The sequence below is a fragment of the Pseudomonas sp. PDM21 genome (assembly GCF_014852505.2).
Classification (GTDB): Bacteria; Pseudomonadota; Gammaproteobacteria; order Pseudomonadales; family Pseudomonadaceae; genus Pseudomonas.
Genome location: NZ_CM181223.1, coordinates 5,533,591 through 5,549,816, shown reverse-complemented (window position 1 = coordinate 5,549,816; position 16,226 = coordinate 5,533,591). Strand labels below are relative to the sequence as shown.

The following is a 16,226-nucleotide window of genomic DNA, read 5'->3' as shown; positions in this document are numbered from 1 at the left end:
CCGGACCTCAGAGTTCGCCGCGCAGGCGGTAGATGCACAGGTTGTTGTCGCACTGGCCGCTGGGGTCGTTCCACGCCAACTGGATCAGCACGGCGGAGCTGGCGTCGTTGCTGCACTCGCCATCGGACTGGCTGGGGCAGATGGTGAAGCTGGCGCTGAGGATCGAGCTGGTCACCGGCAGCGTCGCCTGCACCGCTTGCAGCCAGCATGCGAGATCGGCTTTCGCCACGTCGGAGCCGCCATTACCGCGCTCGCGGGTGGCGCAATCGCTGCGCGAAGCGGTGGCGAAGGCCGTGCCGGCGACCTTGTAGTAGGCCGAGCTGCTGCTGAATTGATGGGTGGTGCTCAAGGCATCCTTGGGGTTGCTGCGCATCTGCTCCAGCAACTGTTGGGCGAGCATGATTGCCTCGTTGCGCTGCACCGCATCCTGCGTGTAACGCAGGCTCTTGCCCTGGAGTGCCGCCATGCCCAGTGCGCCGACGCTGACCAGCAGCAGGCTGATCAGCACTTCCAGCAGGCTGAAACCTCGGTGGGCGCGTCTCATGACGAGCACTCCGTGGTGGTGCTGGTGATCTGTCCGCTGCTGGAGATGCTCAGCAGACGGCCGCTGCTGCCGCTGCTGGGGCACAGACGGATGCTCTGTGCAGCGCCATTGAGCGTACCGGCTGCGCGGAAGGTCAGACTGCTGGCGCTGCCGGTCGCGGTCACCGCGCTGCCGCCGTTGATGCCCTCGCTGCCATACTGGCGCAGGGTTTCGCTGCTGGTGGCGACACTCAGCGCACCGACCCAGTTGCCGCTGCTGGCGGTGATCGTCACCGCGCTGGCGCGGGTGATGGCTTCGCTGCGCGCGTACTGCAGCAGGTGGGCCAGTTCGCCGCTGGCGGCATCGACTTTACTGCGTTGGATCAGGTCGCCGAACATCGGCGCGGCCAGTGTCGAGAGGATGGCCAGGACGGCCAGGGTGACCATCAGTTCGACCAGGGTGAAGCCTGGGCTTGGGGTGTTTGCCGGCATGGCGGGTTCCGACGTTGGGCCGGAGATCCCCGGCGAATGGCGCGCAGGGATACGCGATGCGTGTTTGGGGAATTTAGAGGTTGTGTATCAACGCCGAGATAAAGGAGCGGACGGTCGAAATGTGCGTATGAATGGTCTGTCGGAAGTCTGCTCAGATGACGAACTGGCGCGCCGATCCTGCAGGTGGGCCTCGTCCTGCAAGGCAGCTCCGGATGTCTCGGTGGCGGAGCTGCTCAAAGAAAAGGCCCCGCAAGTGCGGGGCCTTTTTGTTCAGTGCGCCGTGGCCGGTGCGGGGGATTCGGCCGGCTTCTTGTCCGGCTTGGCCAGCAGCGTGTAGACGCAGGGCAGCACGAACAGGGTGAACAGCGTGCCGACGCTCATACCGGTGGCGATCACCACGCCGATGTCGAAGCGGCTCACCGCGCCTGCCCCGGTGGCGAGCAGCAGCGGGATCACGCCGAGCACCATGGCAGCGGTGGTCATCAGCACTGGACGCAGGCGGATTGCCGCGGCTTCCTCCACCGCCTCGCGCACCGACAGCCCGCGCTCATGGCGCAGCTGGTTGGCGAACTCGACGATGAGGATACCGTGCTTGCTGATCAGCCCGATCAGCGTCACCAGCCCCACCTGGGTGTAGATGTTCAGGCTCGACAGGCCGAGGAACAGCGGGATCAGTGCGCCGCAGATCGACAGTGGCACGGTGACCATGATCACCAGCGGATCGCGGAAGCTCTCGAACTGCGCCGCCAGCACCAGGAAGATCACCGCCAGCGCCAGGGCGAAGGTAATCATCAATGCGCTGCCTTCCTGCACGAACTGCCGTGAGGCGCCGGCGTAGTCGAAGGAGAAGCCGCGCGGTGATTCCTGCTCGGCGATGCTGCGCACGGTGTCGATGGCTTCGCCCATGCTGACCATCGGCACGCCGGAGATGATCGCCGAGTTCAGCTGCTGGAACTGGTTGAGCTGGCGCGGGCGCGCGCGCTCGTGGAAGGTCACCAGGGTGGACAGCGAGATCAGCTGGCCGCTCTGGCTCTTTACGTAGTAGTTGTTCAGCCAGCTCGGGTTGTCGCGGTAGGCTCGCTCGACCTGGGCGATGACTTTGTAGCTGCGCCCGTCGATGGTGAAGCGGTTGATCTCGCCTTCACCCAGCAGCGCTCCCAGTGCGATGCCCAGATCCTGCATGGACACGCCCATCTGCGCGGCCTTGGCGCGGTCGATATCGACCACCAGTTCGGGCTTGTCGAAGGCCAGGTCGAGGTCGAGGAAGGCGAACTTGCCCGACTCTTCCGCGCGCTTCTTCACCCGCTCGGCTACCTGCAGCAGGGACTGGTAGTCGCTGGCGGTGTTGATCACGAACTGGAATGGCAGGCCCTCGCCTGTGCCCGGCAGCGACGGCAGGTTGAAGCCAAAGATCTGCAGGCCGGGGATCTTGTCCAGCTCGCCCTGCACCGCGTGCAGCAGTTCCATCTGGCTGCGCTGGCGCTCGTCCCAGGGCTTGAGCAGCATGCCGCCGATGCCGGTCTGCACGCCGTTGTAGCCGTTGATCTGGAACGCGGAATAATACTCGGGGAACTTGCGGAAGATGCCCTCGAACTCGGCGGTGTACTTCGACAGGTAGTCGAGGTTCGCCGTCTGCGGCGCGTTGGCCATGATGAAGACGATGCCCTGGTCCTCCTCCGGCGCCAGTTCCTTGTGGGTGAACATCATCAGCAGCGGGATGATCGCCAGCACCAGCAGGGCGAAGACGATGACCACCGGGCGGCTGTTCAGCGTGCCGTGCAGCGCACGCTGGTAGCGCACTTTCAGGCCTTCGAAGATCAGGTCCAGGCGATGGGCCAGGCCGCTGGGGTTCTCGTCGTGGCGCAGCAGGCGCGAGCACATCATAGGCGACAGCGTCAGCGCGACGATGCCGGAGATGATCACCGCGCCGGCCAGGGTGAAGGCGAACTCCTTGAACAGTGCGCCGGTGAGGCCGCTGAGGAAACCGATGGGCGCGTACACGGCGGCCAGGGTGATGGTCATGGTCACCACCGGCACGGCGATTTCCCGTGCGCCCTCGATGGCGCCCTGGAACGGCGATTTGCCCTCCTCGATGTGACGGTGGATGTTCTCCACCACCACGATGGCGTCGTCCACCACCAGGCCGATGGCGAGCACCATGGCCAGCAGCGTCAGCAGGTTGATCGAGTAGCCCATCACCTGCATGAAGAACAGCACGCCGATCATCGACAGCGGGATGGTCACCACCGGGATGATCACCGAGCGGAACGCGCCGAGGAACAGGAACACCACCACGATGACGATCAGGATCGCCTCGCCGAGGGTCTTCACCACCTCGTCGATGGAGGCCTGGATGAAGCGCGTGGCGTCATAGGCGATGGACACCTTGAGGCCCGGCGGCAGCTGCTCTTCCAGCTCCGGCATCTTGGCGCGGACTTCCTTGATCACATCCAGCGGGTTGGAGCTGGGCGTGCCCTTGATGCCGATGTACACCGACGGGATGCCGTTGAACGAGCTGACCGCGTCGTAGCTCGCCGCACCCAGCTCGATGCGCGCCACATCGCCCATCAGTACGCGGCGATCGCCCGCGGTCTTCAGGGGAATGGCGGCGAAGGCTTCCGGAGATTTCAGGTCGGTGGAGGCGTTCACCGAGGTGACCACCAGCTCGCCCTTCACCTCGCCGGCGGCGGAGAGGAAGTTGTACTCGCGCACCGCGCTGGCCACGTCGCCGGCGGTGATGCCGTAGGCGGCCATCTTCACCGGGTCGAGCCACAGACGCATGGCGAACACCTGGTTGCCGAGGATCTCGGCTTCGGAAATACCCGGCAAGGTGGCGAGCTTGGGCTGGATCACCCGCGACAGGTAGTCGGTGATCTGCGGGTTGTTCATCTGCTCGCTGAAGAAGCTGATGTACATCAGCGCCGAGGCATCGGCGGCTTCCTTGTCCAGTACCGGGTCTTCCGCATCGGGCGGCAGCTGGGTCTTCACCTCACCGATCTTCGACAGCAGCTCGGTGACCAGGCGATCGGAGTTGGCGCCGATGTGCGCGTAGATCGAGATCACCGAGTAGTTCTGCCGGCTCACCGAGGTCATGTAGTCGATGCCTTCTGCGCTGGCGAGACTCTGCTGCAGCGGCTGGGTGATGTAGCCCTGGATGGTTTCGGCGTTGGCGCCGGCATAGAAGGTGGTGACGGTGATCAGCGCGTTTTCCATCTGCGGATATTCGCGGATCACCAGCTTGCTGAAGGCCTGCATGCCGAGCAGGACGATCAGCAGGCTGACCACGGTCGCCAGCACGGGGCGACGGATAAAGGGATCGGTGAAGCCCATAAGCTCAATCCTTTGTGTTCGGATTTGCTGCGCGTCGGCCATGCGGCGTTGGAGGAAATCGTCGAAATGCTCATTGGCTACAGCCAACTCCGCTTTCGCCAATTCCCTCCGCCTTGCCTGGCTCTAGCTCGCGAAATCCGGGCAGAGCGGTTGTCTCTGGTTGCCCTCGCCGGTGGCGAGGGCACTGCTGTGCGATTACTGCGGGTCCTGGACGATGGCCACGGCGGTACCGTTGTCCAGCTTGAGCTGGCCGGAGGTCACCACTTCTTCGCCGGCCTTCAGGCCCTCGAGGATCACCACGCTGCCTTCGCGGCGTTCGCCGGTCTTGACGAAGCGGCGCTCGACTTCGAGCTTTTTCTGCGAAGACTCCGTGACCTTGGTCTGGCTGGTACTGGCCACGTCGGCGTCCTTGTCGTCGGCCTTGTTCTTCTGCGGCACCACCACGTACACCGAGTTGCCATACAGGGTGAAGGCCACCGCGGTCTCGGGTACCACGACGCGCGGCGCACTGTCCGGCAACTGCACTTCCAGGTTGGCGAACATGCCCGGCAGCAGCTTGCCGTCGGGGTTGGCCATGCTGGCGCGGACCAGCAGGTTGCGCGTCTGGTTGTCCACGCGCGGGCTGATGGCGTCGATCTGCGCGTCGAAGCTCTGGCCCGGATAGGCCGCCACGCGTACCACGACTTTCTGCCCGCGCTTGAGCAGCGGGAAGTCCTGCTCGGGCAGGAAGAAGTCCACCTGCAAGGTCGTCAGGTCCTGCAGGGTGACGATCTCGGTGCCGGGGGAGACGTAGTCGCCGACGTCCACCTGGCGGATGCCGATGGTGCCGGAGAAGGGCGCGAGGATGCGCTTCTTCGCCAGCGCCGCGCGCAGTTGCGCGACGGTGGCGGTGGATCGGTTCAGCTGGGCGGCGAGGCGGTCGTACTCGCTCTTGGAAATGGCCTGGCGGCCCACCAGGCTCTTGCCGCGCTCGTACTCGACCTGGGCCAGCCCGAGATCCGCCTCGGCGGTGCGCAGGGTGGCCTGCTCGACGTCGGATTCGAGTTGCACCACCGGCTGGCCGACCTTGACCTTGTCGCCGGAGACGAACTGCACCGCGCTGACCGTGCCGGAGACTTCGGCAGTCAGGGTCACGCCCTGGATCGCGCGCAGGGTGCCGATGGCCTGCAGGCGGCTCTGCCAGTCGCGCTCTTCGGCATTGGCTGCGTTCACGCTCACCGGCGGACGCGGCGCCGAGAACATGGCGATCTGTTTCTTGATGGAGAGGTATTTCGAGCCGGCGAGCACCGCAACGATGACGGCAACTACGCCCAGCATGATCAGCATGCGGCGCAACATCTTCCTGTTCCTTGGTACGTGCCTGGCAGCAATCGGGCGCGATCGCTCGCCCACAAATTGCCGGGCGGCCTTCCGTTCGCGCAGATATCGATCAGGCTTTGAAGCCGATACGGGGGACGCCCCATTGCGGGGCGGAATTGCGCACCTTATGCCTGAATGCACGGCGAGTCAAAGGGCTGCGATTACAAGAGGTTTCCCACGAAAAGTAAGGTTGTTTGCGGAAGATGTGCGCTGGATCGGTGCGACGGAATCTGCTGGAGAAGTGTGGTGGAGGGAGAGCCACGTCCATGTGGCTGAGAAGGATCAGGCGCTGAGCTTGCGAGTGACATCCGCCAGCTCGCCGGAGAGACCATGCAAGTGACGGCTGGCGCCCTGGGTGCGCACCACGTTCTCCTCGTTGGTGGCGCCGATGGCGGTGATCTCGGTGAGGTTGCGCGAGATGTCCTCGGCAACCGAGGTCTGCTCCTCGGCGGCGGTGGCGATCTGGCGGTTCATGTCGCGGATGGCTTCCACGGCGTGGGTGATGCTGCGCAGCACTTCGCCGGCCTGGGTGACGCGCTCCACGCCCTGTTCGCTGCGGGTCTGGCCGCTCTCGATGGCGCGCAGGGCGTTGACCGAGCCGGTCTGCACGGTGTCGATGATCTGGTGGATCTCGGCGGTGGACTCGGCGGTGCGCTGGGCCAGGGTGCGGACCTCGTCGGCGACCACGGCGAAACCACGGCCGGCTTCACCGGCACGGGCGGCCTCGATGGCGGCGTTGAGGGCCAGCAGGTTGGTCTGGTCGGCGATGCCGCGGATCACTTCGAGCACCTTGCCGATGCGTCCGCTGTCGCTTTCCAGGCGGCGGATGACTTCGGCAGTGTTGGCGATCTCGTTGCTCATCTCGGTGATGGTGACGATGGTGGTCTTCATCACTTCGCCGCCTTCCTGGGCGTGCTGGTCGGCATCGTCGGCGGCGCGGGCGGCGTCGGAGGCGTGTCGGGCGACTTCCTGGGCGGTGGCGGACATCTCGTGCATCGCCGTGGCCACCTGATCGGTGCGCGAGAACTGCTCGCGGGTACCTTCGGCCATCAGGGTGGCGATGGCGTTCAGTTCGCCGCTGGCGGTGTCCAGTTCGGTGGTGCTGTGTTTCAGGCGGGTGAAGGTCTCGGCCAGGAAGTCGCGCAGGGTATTGGCAGCGCGGGCCAGGCGGCCCAGTTCATCGCGGCGGCTGGCGTCGACGCGCTCGCCGAAGTTGCCTTCGCTGAGCTGGGCGATGTGTTCGATCAGGCGGGCGATCGGGCCGATCAGGTTGCGGTTGACCAGCCACAGGCTCAGCAGGCCTAGCGCGAGGCCGGAGATCAGCAGGGTCAGGCTGCCGCTGATGACGGTGCTGTGGGCGCTGGCGGAGATGTTCCCGGCTTCTTCCTGGGCATCGCGGTGCAGGCTGTCCACCAGGGCGGCCATCTGCTCGCTGGCGGCGCGGTCGATGCCTTTCACCGCGGCGTCACCGGCGCGCGGGTCGCTGCCGGCGGCGAGGTAGGCGTCGCGTCCCTTGCGGTAGGCCTGGCCGAGCTGGCGGTGTTCGTCGCGCAGGCGGCTGACCTGGGCCTTGAGCTGCGGCTCGTCGGCGGCGTTCTGCTCCAGGCGACCGAGCACCTCCTGCACGGCGCGTTCCTGGTCCTCGAACTGGCCCCAGTACTTGGTCAGGTCAGCCGGCTGCTGGCCGCGCAGCAGGACGTTCTTCCATTCCTGCACCTGGACCTTGAAGGCCAGGTTCGCCTGGTCGACCAGTTGCGAGGACTGCAGCGGGCCGTCCAGCAGGCGCTGGTAGGCGCCGACGCTGCCGGAGAGGAAGTGGAAGCAGGCGAGGGCGATCAGCAGCACGAGCAGCAGGCTGCCGCCCAGCAGCGAAAGGATCTGGGTACGCAGGGAAGTGTTGGGGGACATCTTGGTTTACGCCTCTAAGACGCAGGGTGGGAATCGGTCAGCCTTTGCATCGGCCGTGTCGGCACCTTCCGTAGTGCCGGCAGACGAGTGGTAGGGGGTGCGGACGCTCTGGTACGGGCGTTCAGGCCAGGTGCAGGTGGTTGTCCCAGAAGGCCGGGGGCAGGTCCAGCGGGGTGCCGGCGATGCGTTCGCTGCGGCAGTCGTAGAAGCGGCAGCGGCCCTGGCCGGAGGTGACGACGAAGCCGTCCTTCACCGCGCCGACACCGGCGCAGTCGGGCAGCGGCGCGTCCAGGCGCACGGCGCCGGAGTCCAGGTCCCAGATGAAGAAGCGGTTGCCGCGCGGAGCGGTAAGGGCGACCAGGCGCAGGTCGTTGTGCACGGCAACGCTGGCGGTGTACTGGGTCATCGCCAGGCGCTGCTCGTCGGCCAGCGGGAAGGCCTGGAAGGCCTCGCCGGGGCGCTTGATGGCGAGCAGGTCGGCGCGGTCATGGGAGTCGCCCATGTACTGCTGGCCGGCGACTATAGTGCCGTCCGCGGCGATGGCCAGGTGACGCACGCTGTTCATCTGCTGCGGCAGGGTTTCCCTGGAGATCAGCGCGCCGTCGCGCTGCATCAGCACCAGGCTCGGCTCCATGGCGTCGAGGTTCATCTCAACGCGGCTTTCTGCTTCGGTGCGGATGCCGCCGTTGGCCACCACCAGGGTCTCGCCATCGGGCATCCAGGACACCTGGTGCGGACCGAGGCCGTGGGTGGAAACCTCGCCAGTGTGGTTCAGGCGCTCGCCATCGAAGCGGTACACGCCGAGCAGGCCGCGACCCGGATCGGTGGTGTCGTTCTCGGTCGCGTAGAGCCATTCGCCGTCCTTGTGCCACACGCCGTGGCCATAGAAGTGGCGGTCGGCCTGCGAATCGACGGTCTGCAGCAGGCGGCCGTCATTCAGGTCGATCAGGTAGCTGTGCCGGCCCGGGCGGCGGGCGACGAACAGCGCCAGCGGCAGGCTGGGGTGCTGCACCACGTCGTGGCAGCGCAGGCCGACTTCGGTGGCGAAGGCGCAGCTGCCGTCCAGGCGATAGCCCACGGCATAGTGCTTGCCATCCGCGTCGTCACGGGCGGACAGCACCAGGGGCTCCTTGCCCTTGCGTGACAGCGTCCAGCCGCCGAAGGTCAGGGCGCCGAGGAGCAGGCTGCCCAGGCCGATCACGTGACGTCGCAACATGGCTTTCACCTCTATCACTTCTTGCATCCCATCGATCTTGCGAGCTAGAGCCAGGCCAGGCGGGATGGTGCGGCGGATGCGGAGTTGGCTCCAGCCAATGAGCAATCCGACGCGCCGTCCCAACGACGCATGGCCGACGCGCAGCCGATCGAATCAATCCCCGTCGTTGGCGTTGAAGCCCAGCTGTACTCCCAGGGCCTTGGCGAGGTCGCCTTCGTGCAGGCGGTGGACGACGTTGAGGCTGTCGTACAGCTCGTTCAGCTGCTTGAGGCCGGCTTCGTTCTTGAGCAGCTCGCTGAGCGGCTGGTTGATCGCCTTCAGCTTGCCGTGGACGTCGGCGTAGGCTGCGTCGATCTTGCCGGCCAGCTCTTTCTGTTCGGCCGGCAGCAGGGCGCGCAGGCCCTTCTTGTCGGTGCCGTCCCACAGTGCCTGGGCGCCAGTCAGGCTGGAGTCCAGGCTCGCGAGCGACATGTCGCTGCGCCAACCTTCAGCCTGGAACGGCTGCGGGATGCCCTTGCTCTGGCGGCCCAGTGGGGTGCCGAGTTTCTTCTTCAGCATGTCCAGTGCGGTGACCTGTACGCGCAGCAGTTCGGCGATGGCTTCGTGGGCATCGGCGTAGCGCTCGTTGGGGAACTTGGAGAGCTGGGCGAGCATGCCGCCGTCCTTCTTCCACTGCGCCAGGATGCTCTCCGCCAGCGCCTGCTGGTGTTCGCCGATGGCTTCCAGCAGCGGGCAGTAGCGCGCCTTGGTCTCGGCGTTGGCGAGGTCGATCCTGGCGTCATAGAGAATGTATTCGTAGGCGGTCAGGCCCTGCACCACGACGCTGGATTTATCCAGGGTCGCCGGGGAAATCGCGTTGCCGCTGTTGAGCAGTTGCTCGACCTGGCGCGCCACGAGGTTCTTCTTGTCCGGCCAGAACTGTACCTGCCAGGAGCGGTTGCCCTCGGCCAGCGGACCGACCAGCAGCGGCTGCAGCTCGGCCCAGGCCTTCTGCGCGACCATGAAGTCGGCGCGGGCCTTGGTCAGATCTTCCTTGCCCTGGCAGTAGGCCAGGGCGCTGGCGGCCAGCGCGCGGTCGGCGTCGACCCAGCGGCTGTAGGTCGGCAGGATCACCTGCTGGGCCAGCGTGGCGCTGGTGGTGGCCTGCGGGTCGGTGGGCGAGCAGGCGCCCAGGGCGATGGCAAGGCTGGTGATCAGCAGTCGGGGGCGGAACATGGTGGGCTCGGCTCCTTAGAGTGAGTTCAGGAACGCCAGCAGGGCATCGCGCTGCCCGGCGTCGAAATTCAGTACGCGTTGCTTGGCCGCTTCGGCTTCGCCGCCATGCCAGAGCACGGCTTCGAGCAGGTTGCGGGCGCGGCCGTCATGCAGGAACTGGGTGTGGCCGTTGACCGTCTCGGTCAGGCCGATGCCCCACAGCGGCGCCGTGCGCCAGTCGCGGCCGCTGGCAAGAAATTCCGGGCGATTGTCCGCTAGTCCCTCGCCCATGTCATGCAGCAACAGGTCGCTGTAGGGGCGGATGACCTGGTTGGCCAGTTCCGGCTCGGCGGCATTGGCGCCGGTGGTGAACTTGGGCGTGTGGCAACTGGCGCAGCCGGAATCGAAGAACAGGCCCTTGCCGGTGAGCACCTGCGGGTCGTCGACCTTGCGCCGCGCCGGCACCGCGAGGTTGCGGGCGTAGAAGGCGACCTGGTTGAAGATGTGCTGGCTGACTTCCGGCTTGCCGCCGTCGATGGCGTTCAGGCAGTCGACCTGGGCTTTTGTGCAGTCATCGCTGGGCAGCAGGTCGCTGGTCAGGCCCATGTCGCCTGAGAAGGCGTGGGCGTTCTGCTGGGCGACGTTGGGTTGCCCGGCCTTCCAGCCGAAGCGGCCGAGGACGGTGGCCTGTTTCTCGTCGTCCCAGACCCGGTTCGGCCGACCGTTGATGCCGTCGCTGCCCTTGGCCTGGAGCTCGGCGTTGGCGAGGATGTCCGCCTCGCTGATGGACTCCAGCAGGCCCAGGCCGATCATCGGCGGGGCGATGCGGGCGGAGAACATCGTGTCCTGGTGCATCGGGCCGTAACCCAGGTCGCTGATCAGCAGCTTGGGCTTGCGCAACTCGACCACGGTGCCGTCCTTGAAGCTCACCTTCACCGGCTCGTAGTCCACCCGCACCTTGCCCTCGGGCGCGACGCCTGGGATGGCCGAGTCCTGGAACTGGCCGCCGTACACCGGCTCGGGCACCACGCCCAGGCGCTTGATGGTTTCGACGTCGGCGGCGCCGGCGGGGATCGACAGGCGCACCAGCATCGACACGGCGTTGACGTCGTTGATCTCCGGCGGATGGCCGCGACCGTCCTTGATGTGGCAGTTCTGGCAGGCGTTGGTGTTGAACAGCGGGCCGAGGCCGTCGCGCGCGGTGGTGGTGGTCGGCGCGATCACCCAGGGATTGCGGAAGAAGCTGTTGCCCACGGCGAAGTCCAGGCGGCGACTCGGCGTGAGGTTGCCCGAGGGCATGGAATAGGCGTTGCGATCGCTCTGTTTCACCGTGGTGGCGCCGCCGGAGAGTGCTTCGCCAGGCTCGGCCACGGCATGCTGGGAGGTCTCCGGCTTGCACGCGGCAAGGGCGAGGGCAGACAGCAGCGGCACAAGGCACAGGGCGGTACGGCGGTGGAGCATTGGCGGGGTTCCAGAGCGGTAGATGGCAGCGCGCCATGGTAGCAGGGGCGTCAAATGCAAATATGAAAAATTTGTATTTGAGAACTACATCGTTTGCCGCCCGGAAATGACAAAGCCCCGCAGTGCGGGGCTTTGCAGAGGCTTGCAGGTGGCTGCGGCGTGGAGCCGCAGCACTTTCAGCCGTCAGGACAGGCGGATCAGAACTGGTGATCGGCGTTGTCCGGCTTCAGGTCCTGCACGCCGACCGCGGTGGCGGCCTTCTCGATGGCGCCGGTCTGCTTGACCAGCGAGGCGATGGCGTCGCGGATCTTCTGCTGATCGTCCTTGTCTTCCGGAGCGATCATCTGGTCGAAATGCACACCGTCCTTCTCGGCACGGTCGACGATGACCTGCATCTTGGCTTCGGTGTTGGCCAGGTCGGCCTTCAGGTCGGTGTCGGCCTGGGCGTCAGCCTTGGCGACCAGGTCGGACAGGCTCGGGCCCTTCACGACGCTGCCGTCGGTACGCTTGTATTCGCCGGTGTAGATGTTGCGAATGCTCTTGGCGTTGAAGAACAGGGTGTTGTGGGTGTTGTCGCTGAAGCAGTCGTGCTCGTCTTCGGTGGAGTTGGCTTCCAGCGCGACCTTCATGCGCTCGCCGGCCAGTTCGCCCAGGGACAGGGAACCCATGCCGAAGAACATCTTGCGCAGGTTGTTCTCGGCGGTGTCGGCCTCGACCTTGGCGCGGTAGTTGTCGGCAACGCCGGCCTTGAAGTTGCCGTGCATTTCTTCCAGGTCGGAAACCAGCAGGTCGGTGACGGCCTTCAGGTAGGCGGCACGACGGTCGCAATGACCGTTGGTGCAGTCCTTACCCTGGGCGTAGTCGGTGTACTTGCGATCGCCTGCGCCCGGCTTGGTGCCGTTCAGGTCCTGGCCCCACAGGAGGAATTCGATAGCGTGGTAGCCAGTGGCGACGTTGGCTTCGGAACCGCCCAGTTCGTTCAGGCCCTTGAGCTTCTCGCCGGTGATTTCCTTGACGTCGATCTTGTCTTCGCCGACCTGGATCTCGGTGTTGGCGACGATGTTGGCGCTGGCGCCAGCATTGCCTTCAGCGTGCTGGTAGTCCTTGGCGACGTAATCGATCAGGCCTTCGTCCAGCGGCCAGGCGTTAACCGCGCCTTCCCAGTCGTCGATGATCGAGTTGCCGAAGCGGAAGGCTTCGCTCTGCGAGTAGGACGGGCGGGAGGCGATCCAGGCTTCGCGGGCGGCCTTCAGGGTTTCTTCGCTGGGCTTGGCGATCAGCGCATCGACGGCGGTCTGCAGGGCCTTGGCGGTGGTCAGGGCGTCGCCGTAGGTGGCTTCGGCGATGTCCAGGTAGTTCTTCACCACGGCCTTGACCGCGGCCTCGTCGACCTTGGCAGCCGCTGCCGGGGCAGTGCTCTGGGTGCTGGCAGCCGGAGCGGCGGCAGGAGCTTCGGCTTTCTTGTCATCGCCGCAGCCGGCGAGGGAAATGGCGATGGCGAGCAGGCTGGCAGTGGCCCAGGGCATACGAGTCATGACGGGTTCCTTTGCATGGATAAGAGGCGCACGTAAAAAGGACTGCGCAAGAAAATCCGCAACATAATGCGAAAGATTTGCATTTTTGAAAAGAGAGATCGGTGGCGCCGCTCGATCAAGGGGCCAGCAAGTCGCCAGCAGCGGGCAGGGGATTGGGCTTTTCGTAGGAGCGAGCTTGCTCGCGAACAGCCCCAGCGCCAGTGCCATGCGGTTCGCGAGCATGCTTGCTACGACAGGGGGATTCGGCGTGGGGGAGGAATCAATGGCGCTCGACGGAGCCGTTGGGATTGCCGCCGGCCGCTTCGGCCAGACGTCGCGCCTGCTTGAGGTAGAGCGTCAGTTCGCGCGCCGGCAGCGGCTTGCTGTAGAGGTAGCCCTGACCTTCGTGGCAGCCCTGGGCGATGATGTAAGCCTCCTGCTCGACCGTCTCCACGCCCTCGGCGATCACCTGCATCCCCAGGCTCTTGCCTAGCTGGATGATGGCGCGAACGATGGTGGCGTCGTCGTCGTCCAGCAGCAGGTCCTGGACGAAGCTCTTGTCGATCTTGATCTTGTCCAGCGGCAGGCTCTTCAGGTAGCTCAGCGAGGAGTAGCCGGTACCGAAGTCGTCGATGGCGATCAGGGCGCCTGCGCGGCGCAGGCTGAGCAGGTGCTGGGCGGCGGTGGAGATGTCCTCCATCAGGCCCGTCTCGGTGACTTCCAGCTCCAGCGAGCGCGGCGGCAGGCGGTGCATCTGCAACAGGTTGCTGACCACACGCGGCAGGGCGTTGTGGCGCAGCTGCACGGTGGACAGGTTGACCGCCAGGCGCAGGTCGTCGAAGCCCTGGTCGTGCCATTCGCGCAGTTGGCGGCAGGACTGGTCGAGCACCCATTCGCCGATACTGAAGATGCTGCCGTTCTGTTCCGCCAGCGGGATAAACAGGTCCGGCGCGACCCAGCCCTGGGTCGGGTGCTGCCAGCGCAATAGTGCTTCCACGCCGACCACGCGGTGATCGCGGTAATCCACCTGCGGCTGATACACCAGGTGCAGTTCGTTGCGTGCCAGTGCCTCGCGCAGGTCCTTCTCCAGCTCGCGGCGACGACGCATCTCGCTGTCGACGCTGGCGATGTAGAACTGGTAGCGATTGCGCGAACGGCTCTTGGCCAGGGTCATGGTCTGCTCGGCTTTCTGCAGCAGCTTCTCGGTGGTCTCGCCGTCCTCGGGGAATAGCGTGATGCCGATGGTGGCGCGCAGGTGCACCAGGTGCTGGTCGAGCTCGAAGGGGGCTTCCAGGTCGTCGAGGATCTGCTGGGCCAGTTCCGCCGCTTCGTAGGGCTGTTCGATGTCGGCCTGGACCAGGGCGAACTGGTCGCCGCCCAGCCGTGCCAGGGCGCCGAGGTGCGCGCTGCGGGTGCGCAGGCGGTCGGCGAGGGCGATCAGCAACTGGTCGCCGAACTGGTAGCTGTATTGCTCGTTGATGCCCTTGAAGTCATCCAGGCCCAGGCAGAGCACGGCGACGCGGCGTTGCAGGCGCGAGGCGCCCTCGAGGATCTGGTCCAGGCGCTGTTGCAGCAGCTTGCGGTTGGGCAGGCCGGTGAGGAAGTCGTACTGGGAGATGCGCAGCAGGCTGTCTTCGGCCTCCCGGCGCAGGTGGCCATTGCGCTCGATGGAGGCCAGCAGCTGGTTGGCGGTATTCACCCATAAACCCAGCTCGTCCTTCTCGTGGCCGTCGGGCATTGGCAGCTTGTGCTGGCTGGGGCGGTCCGGGTTGATGGAGGCGAGGTGCTCGATGATCTTCGACAGCGGCTTGGTCAGCAGCCAGTGGTAGACCATGAACAGCACCAGGCTCAGGGCCATGGCGCGGAGGATGCCGGAGATGAAGATGATCACCGAAGTGGCGACGAAGTCGTCGCCGTAGGGCGCGGTGTCGAGGGTGATCTTCAGGTCGCCATAGTACTCGTTGGAACCGCCACGGCCGGCGAGGCGGATGGAGTAGTTCTGCTCGGCGCCGAGGATCGGGTCGGTCATCCAGCGGGTGCTGGAGTCCAGCAGCGGGCGGGATTTCTCCGCCAGCATGGGTTCGTCGGGGTGGCCGATGGCGGCGTAGCGCACGGCTTCGTGCTGGAACAGGCCCTCGAGGACCTGCATCGCCATGTCGCGGTCGAGGCTGTAGACGGCCTGGGTGGAGGGGTCGCGGACCATCGCCAGGATGCGCTGGGCATCGTTGTGCACGGCCTGGCGCGCCTTGTGGGCGTCATAGACGATCTGGGCACAGCTGAGTACCACCCCGACCACGAGGGCCGCGAGCAATACCATTCGCAGCAGCTTGAGGGAGAGGCTGTGCCGGGGATCCAGTTTCAAGGGCGTTCCTTGTTTCTCGCCAGGGGCGAACGACTGGGGCTGAGTATTGGCAATTGGCGCAATGACGTCAAAGGGCCATCGTTGTGTTTCGTGACTGTACCGGCCTTTCAGGTTAGCTGACACGAAGGTGTTACGCGCCCATTACGAAAAAACCCGGCGCGAGGCCGGGTTTTCGTATCAAGCAGGGTACATTCAGGCAGCGAACTGCTCGGCCACGAAGTCCCAGTTGACCAGGTTCCAGAACGCCTCGACATACTTCGGACGCAGGTTGCGGTAGTCGATGTAGTAGGCGTGTTCCCAGACGTCGCAGGTCAGCAGCGGGGTGTCGCCGCTGGTCAGCGGGCAGCCGGCACCGATGGTGCTGGCCAGGGCCAGGGAGCCGTCGGCCTTCTTCACCAGCCAGCCCCAGCCGGAGCCGAAGGTGCCGATGGAGGTCTTGCTGAACTCTTCCTTGAACTTGTCGAAGGAACCGAAGGCAGCGTTGATGGCGTCAGCCAGGGCGCCGGTGGGCTGGCCACCGCCGTTGGGGCTCAGGCAGTTCCAGTAGAAGGTGTGGTTCCACACCTGGGCGGCGTTGTTGAAGATGCCGCCGGAAGAGGTCTTGACGATGTCTTCCAGGCTCTTGCCTTCGAACTCGGTACCCGGAACCAGGTTGTTCAGGTTCACGACGTAGGTGTTGTGGTGCTTGTCGTGGTGGAATTCCAGGGTTTCCGCAGAAATGTGCGGCTCAAGGGCGTTCTTCGCGTAAGGCAGCGGCGGCAATTCGAAAGCCATGGTCTCTCTCCTATCTCACTCAGTCTGGGCTAGCGCGACGTGCGCGCGACCGGTACACGGGGCCGGTTCGATGTTTGTCGCGGCATCCGGGCGT

At 65.5% G+C, this 16,226-nt stretch carries 11 protein-coding genes and 1 pseudogene; all 12 read right to left on the bottom strand.

What is annotated here, in order from left to right:
* Positions 1-7: 7 nt before the first annotated feature.
* Positions 8-544 carry a type IV pilus modification protein PilV gene (gene pilV, locus IB275_RS25615; RefSeq protein ID WP_192292334.1) on the bottom strand — a complete coding sequence of 179 codons (537 nt, stop codon included), beginning with the start codon at positions 542-544 and terminating at the stop codon, positions 8-10.
* The gene (locus IB275_RS25610; protein WP_192292331.1) at positions 541-1,014 is read right to left on the bottom strand and encodes a GspH/FimT family pseudopilin; all 474 of its coding nucleotides are present in this window, start codon (positions 1,012-1,014) and stop codon (positions 541-543) included. Before IB275_RS25610 ends, pilV begins: the two co-directional genes overlap by 4 nt.
* A gap of 270 nt (positions 1,015-1,284) precedes the next feature.
* Positions 1,285-4,344, bottom strand: a complete 3,060-nt coding sequence (locus tag IB275_RS25605) for a multidrug efflux RND transporter permease subunit (RefSeq protein WP_192292328.1) — start codon at positions 4,342-4,344, stop codon at positions 1,285-1,287.
* Between the two features lie 195 nt (positions 4,345-4,539).
* Positions 4,540-5,682 carry an efflux RND transporter periplasmic adaptor subunit gene (locus IB275_RS25600; RefSeq protein ID WP_192292325.1) on the bottom strand — a complete coding sequence of 381 codons (1,143 nt, stop codon included), beginning with the start codon at positions 5,680-5,682 and terminating at the stop codon, positions 4,540-4,542.
* 303 nt (positions 5,683-5,985) lie between these two features.
* The gene (locus IB275_RS25595) at positions 5,986-6,690 is read right to left on the bottom strand and encodes a methyl-accepting chemotaxis protein (protein WP_412548371.1); all 705 of its coding nucleotides are present in this window, start codon (positions 6,688-6,690) and stop codon (positions 5,986-5,988) included.
* Between the two features lie 228 nt (positions 6,691-6,918).
* Positions 6,919-7,128 (bottom strand): annotated as a pseudogene (locus tag IB275_RS25590) (methyl-accepting chemotaxis protein); the annotation flags it as partial.
* Positions 7,129-7,732: 604 nt separating this feature from the next.
* Positions 7,733-8,827: a DUF1513 domain-containing protein gene (locus tag IB275_RS25585; RefSeq protein WP_192292319.1), complete on the bottom strand. Its 1,095-nt coding sequence runs from the start codon at positions 8,825-8,827 to the stop codon at positions 7,733-7,735.
* Between the two features lie 153 nt (positions 8,828-8,980).
* Positions 8,981-10,042: an imelysin family protein gene (locus IB275_RS25580; protein ID WP_192292316.1), complete on the bottom strand. Its 1,062-nt coding sequence runs from the start codon at positions 10,040-10,042 to the stop codon at positions 8,981-8,983.
* 15 nt (positions 10,043-10,057) lie between these two features.
* Positions 10,058-11,482 carry a di-heme oxidoreductase family protein gene (locus IB275_RS25575; RefSeq protein ID WP_192292313.1) on the bottom strand — a complete coding sequence of 475 codons (1,425 nt, stop codon included), beginning with the start codon at positions 11,480-11,482 and terminating at the stop codon, positions 10,058-10,060.
* A 197-nt stretch (positions 11,483-11,679) separates the two neighbouring features.
* Positions 11,680-13,017 carry an imelysin family protein gene (locus IB275_RS25570; RefSeq protein WP_081516376.1) on the bottom strand — a complete coding sequence of 446 codons (1,338 nt, stop codon included), beginning with the start codon at positions 13,015-13,017 and terminating at the stop codon, positions 11,680-11,682.
* A 259-nt stretch (positions 13,018-13,276) separates the two neighbouring features.
* Positions 13,277-15,358 (bottom strand): putative bifunctional diguanylate cyclase/phosphodiesterase, encoded by a 2,082-nt coding sequence (locus IB275_RS25565; protein WP_081516375.1) that lies wholly within the window; start codon positions 15,356-15,358, stop codon positions 13,277-13,279.
* Between the two features lie 192 nt (positions 15,359-15,550).
* On the bottom strand, positions 15,551-16,132 hold the full coding sequence (locus tag IB275_RS25560) for a superoxide dismutase (protein ID WP_045211147.1): 582 nt from the start codon (positions 16,130-16,132) through the stop codon (positions 15,551-15,553).
* Positions 16,133-16,226 lie beyond the last annotated feature (94 nt).

Bases quoted from the DNA above. Each gene is read 5' to 3' on its own strand.
- IB275_RS25570 (WP_081516376.1), bottom strand. From the start codon at position 13,017: ATGACTCGTATGCCCTGGGCCACTGCCAGCCTGCTCGCCATCGCCATT.
- pilV (WP_192292334.1), bottom strand. From the start codon at position 544: ATGAGACGCGCCCACCGAGGTTTCAGCCTGCTGGAAGTGCTGATCAGC.
- IB275_RS25580 (WP_192292316.1), bottom strand. From the start codon at position 10,042: ATGTTCCGCCCCCGACTGCTGATCACCAGCCTTGCCATCGCCCTGGGC.
- IB275_RS25595 (WP_412548371.1), bottom strand. From the start codon at position 6,690: ATGTCCGCCACCGCCCAGGAAGTCGCCCGACACGCCTCCGACGCCGCC.
- IB275_RS25600 (WP_192292325.1), bottom strand. From the start codon at position 5,682: ATGTTGCGCCGCATGCTGATCATGCTGGGCGTAGTTGCCGTCATCGTT.
- IB275_RS25585 (WP_192292319.1), bottom strand. From the start codon at position 8,827: ATGTTGCGACGTCACGTGATCGGCCTGGGCAGCCTGCTCCTCGGCGCC.
- IB275_RS25575 (WP_192292313.1), bottom strand. From the start codon at position 11,482: ATGCTCCACCGCCGTACCGCCCTGTGCCTTGTGCCGCTGCTGTCTGCC.
- IB275_RS25610 (WP_192292331.1), bottom strand. From the start codon at position 1,014: ATGCCGGCAAACACCCCAAGCCCAGGCTTCACCCTGGTCGAACTGATG.
- IB275_RS25605 (WP_192292328.1), bottom strand. From the start codon at position 4,344: ATGGGCTTCACCGATCCCTTTATCCGTCGCCCCGTGCTGGCGACCGTG.
- IB275_RS25560 (WP_045211147.1), bottom strand. From the start codon at position 16,132: ATGGCTTTCGAATTGCCGCCGCTGCCTTACGCGAAGAACGCCCTTGAG.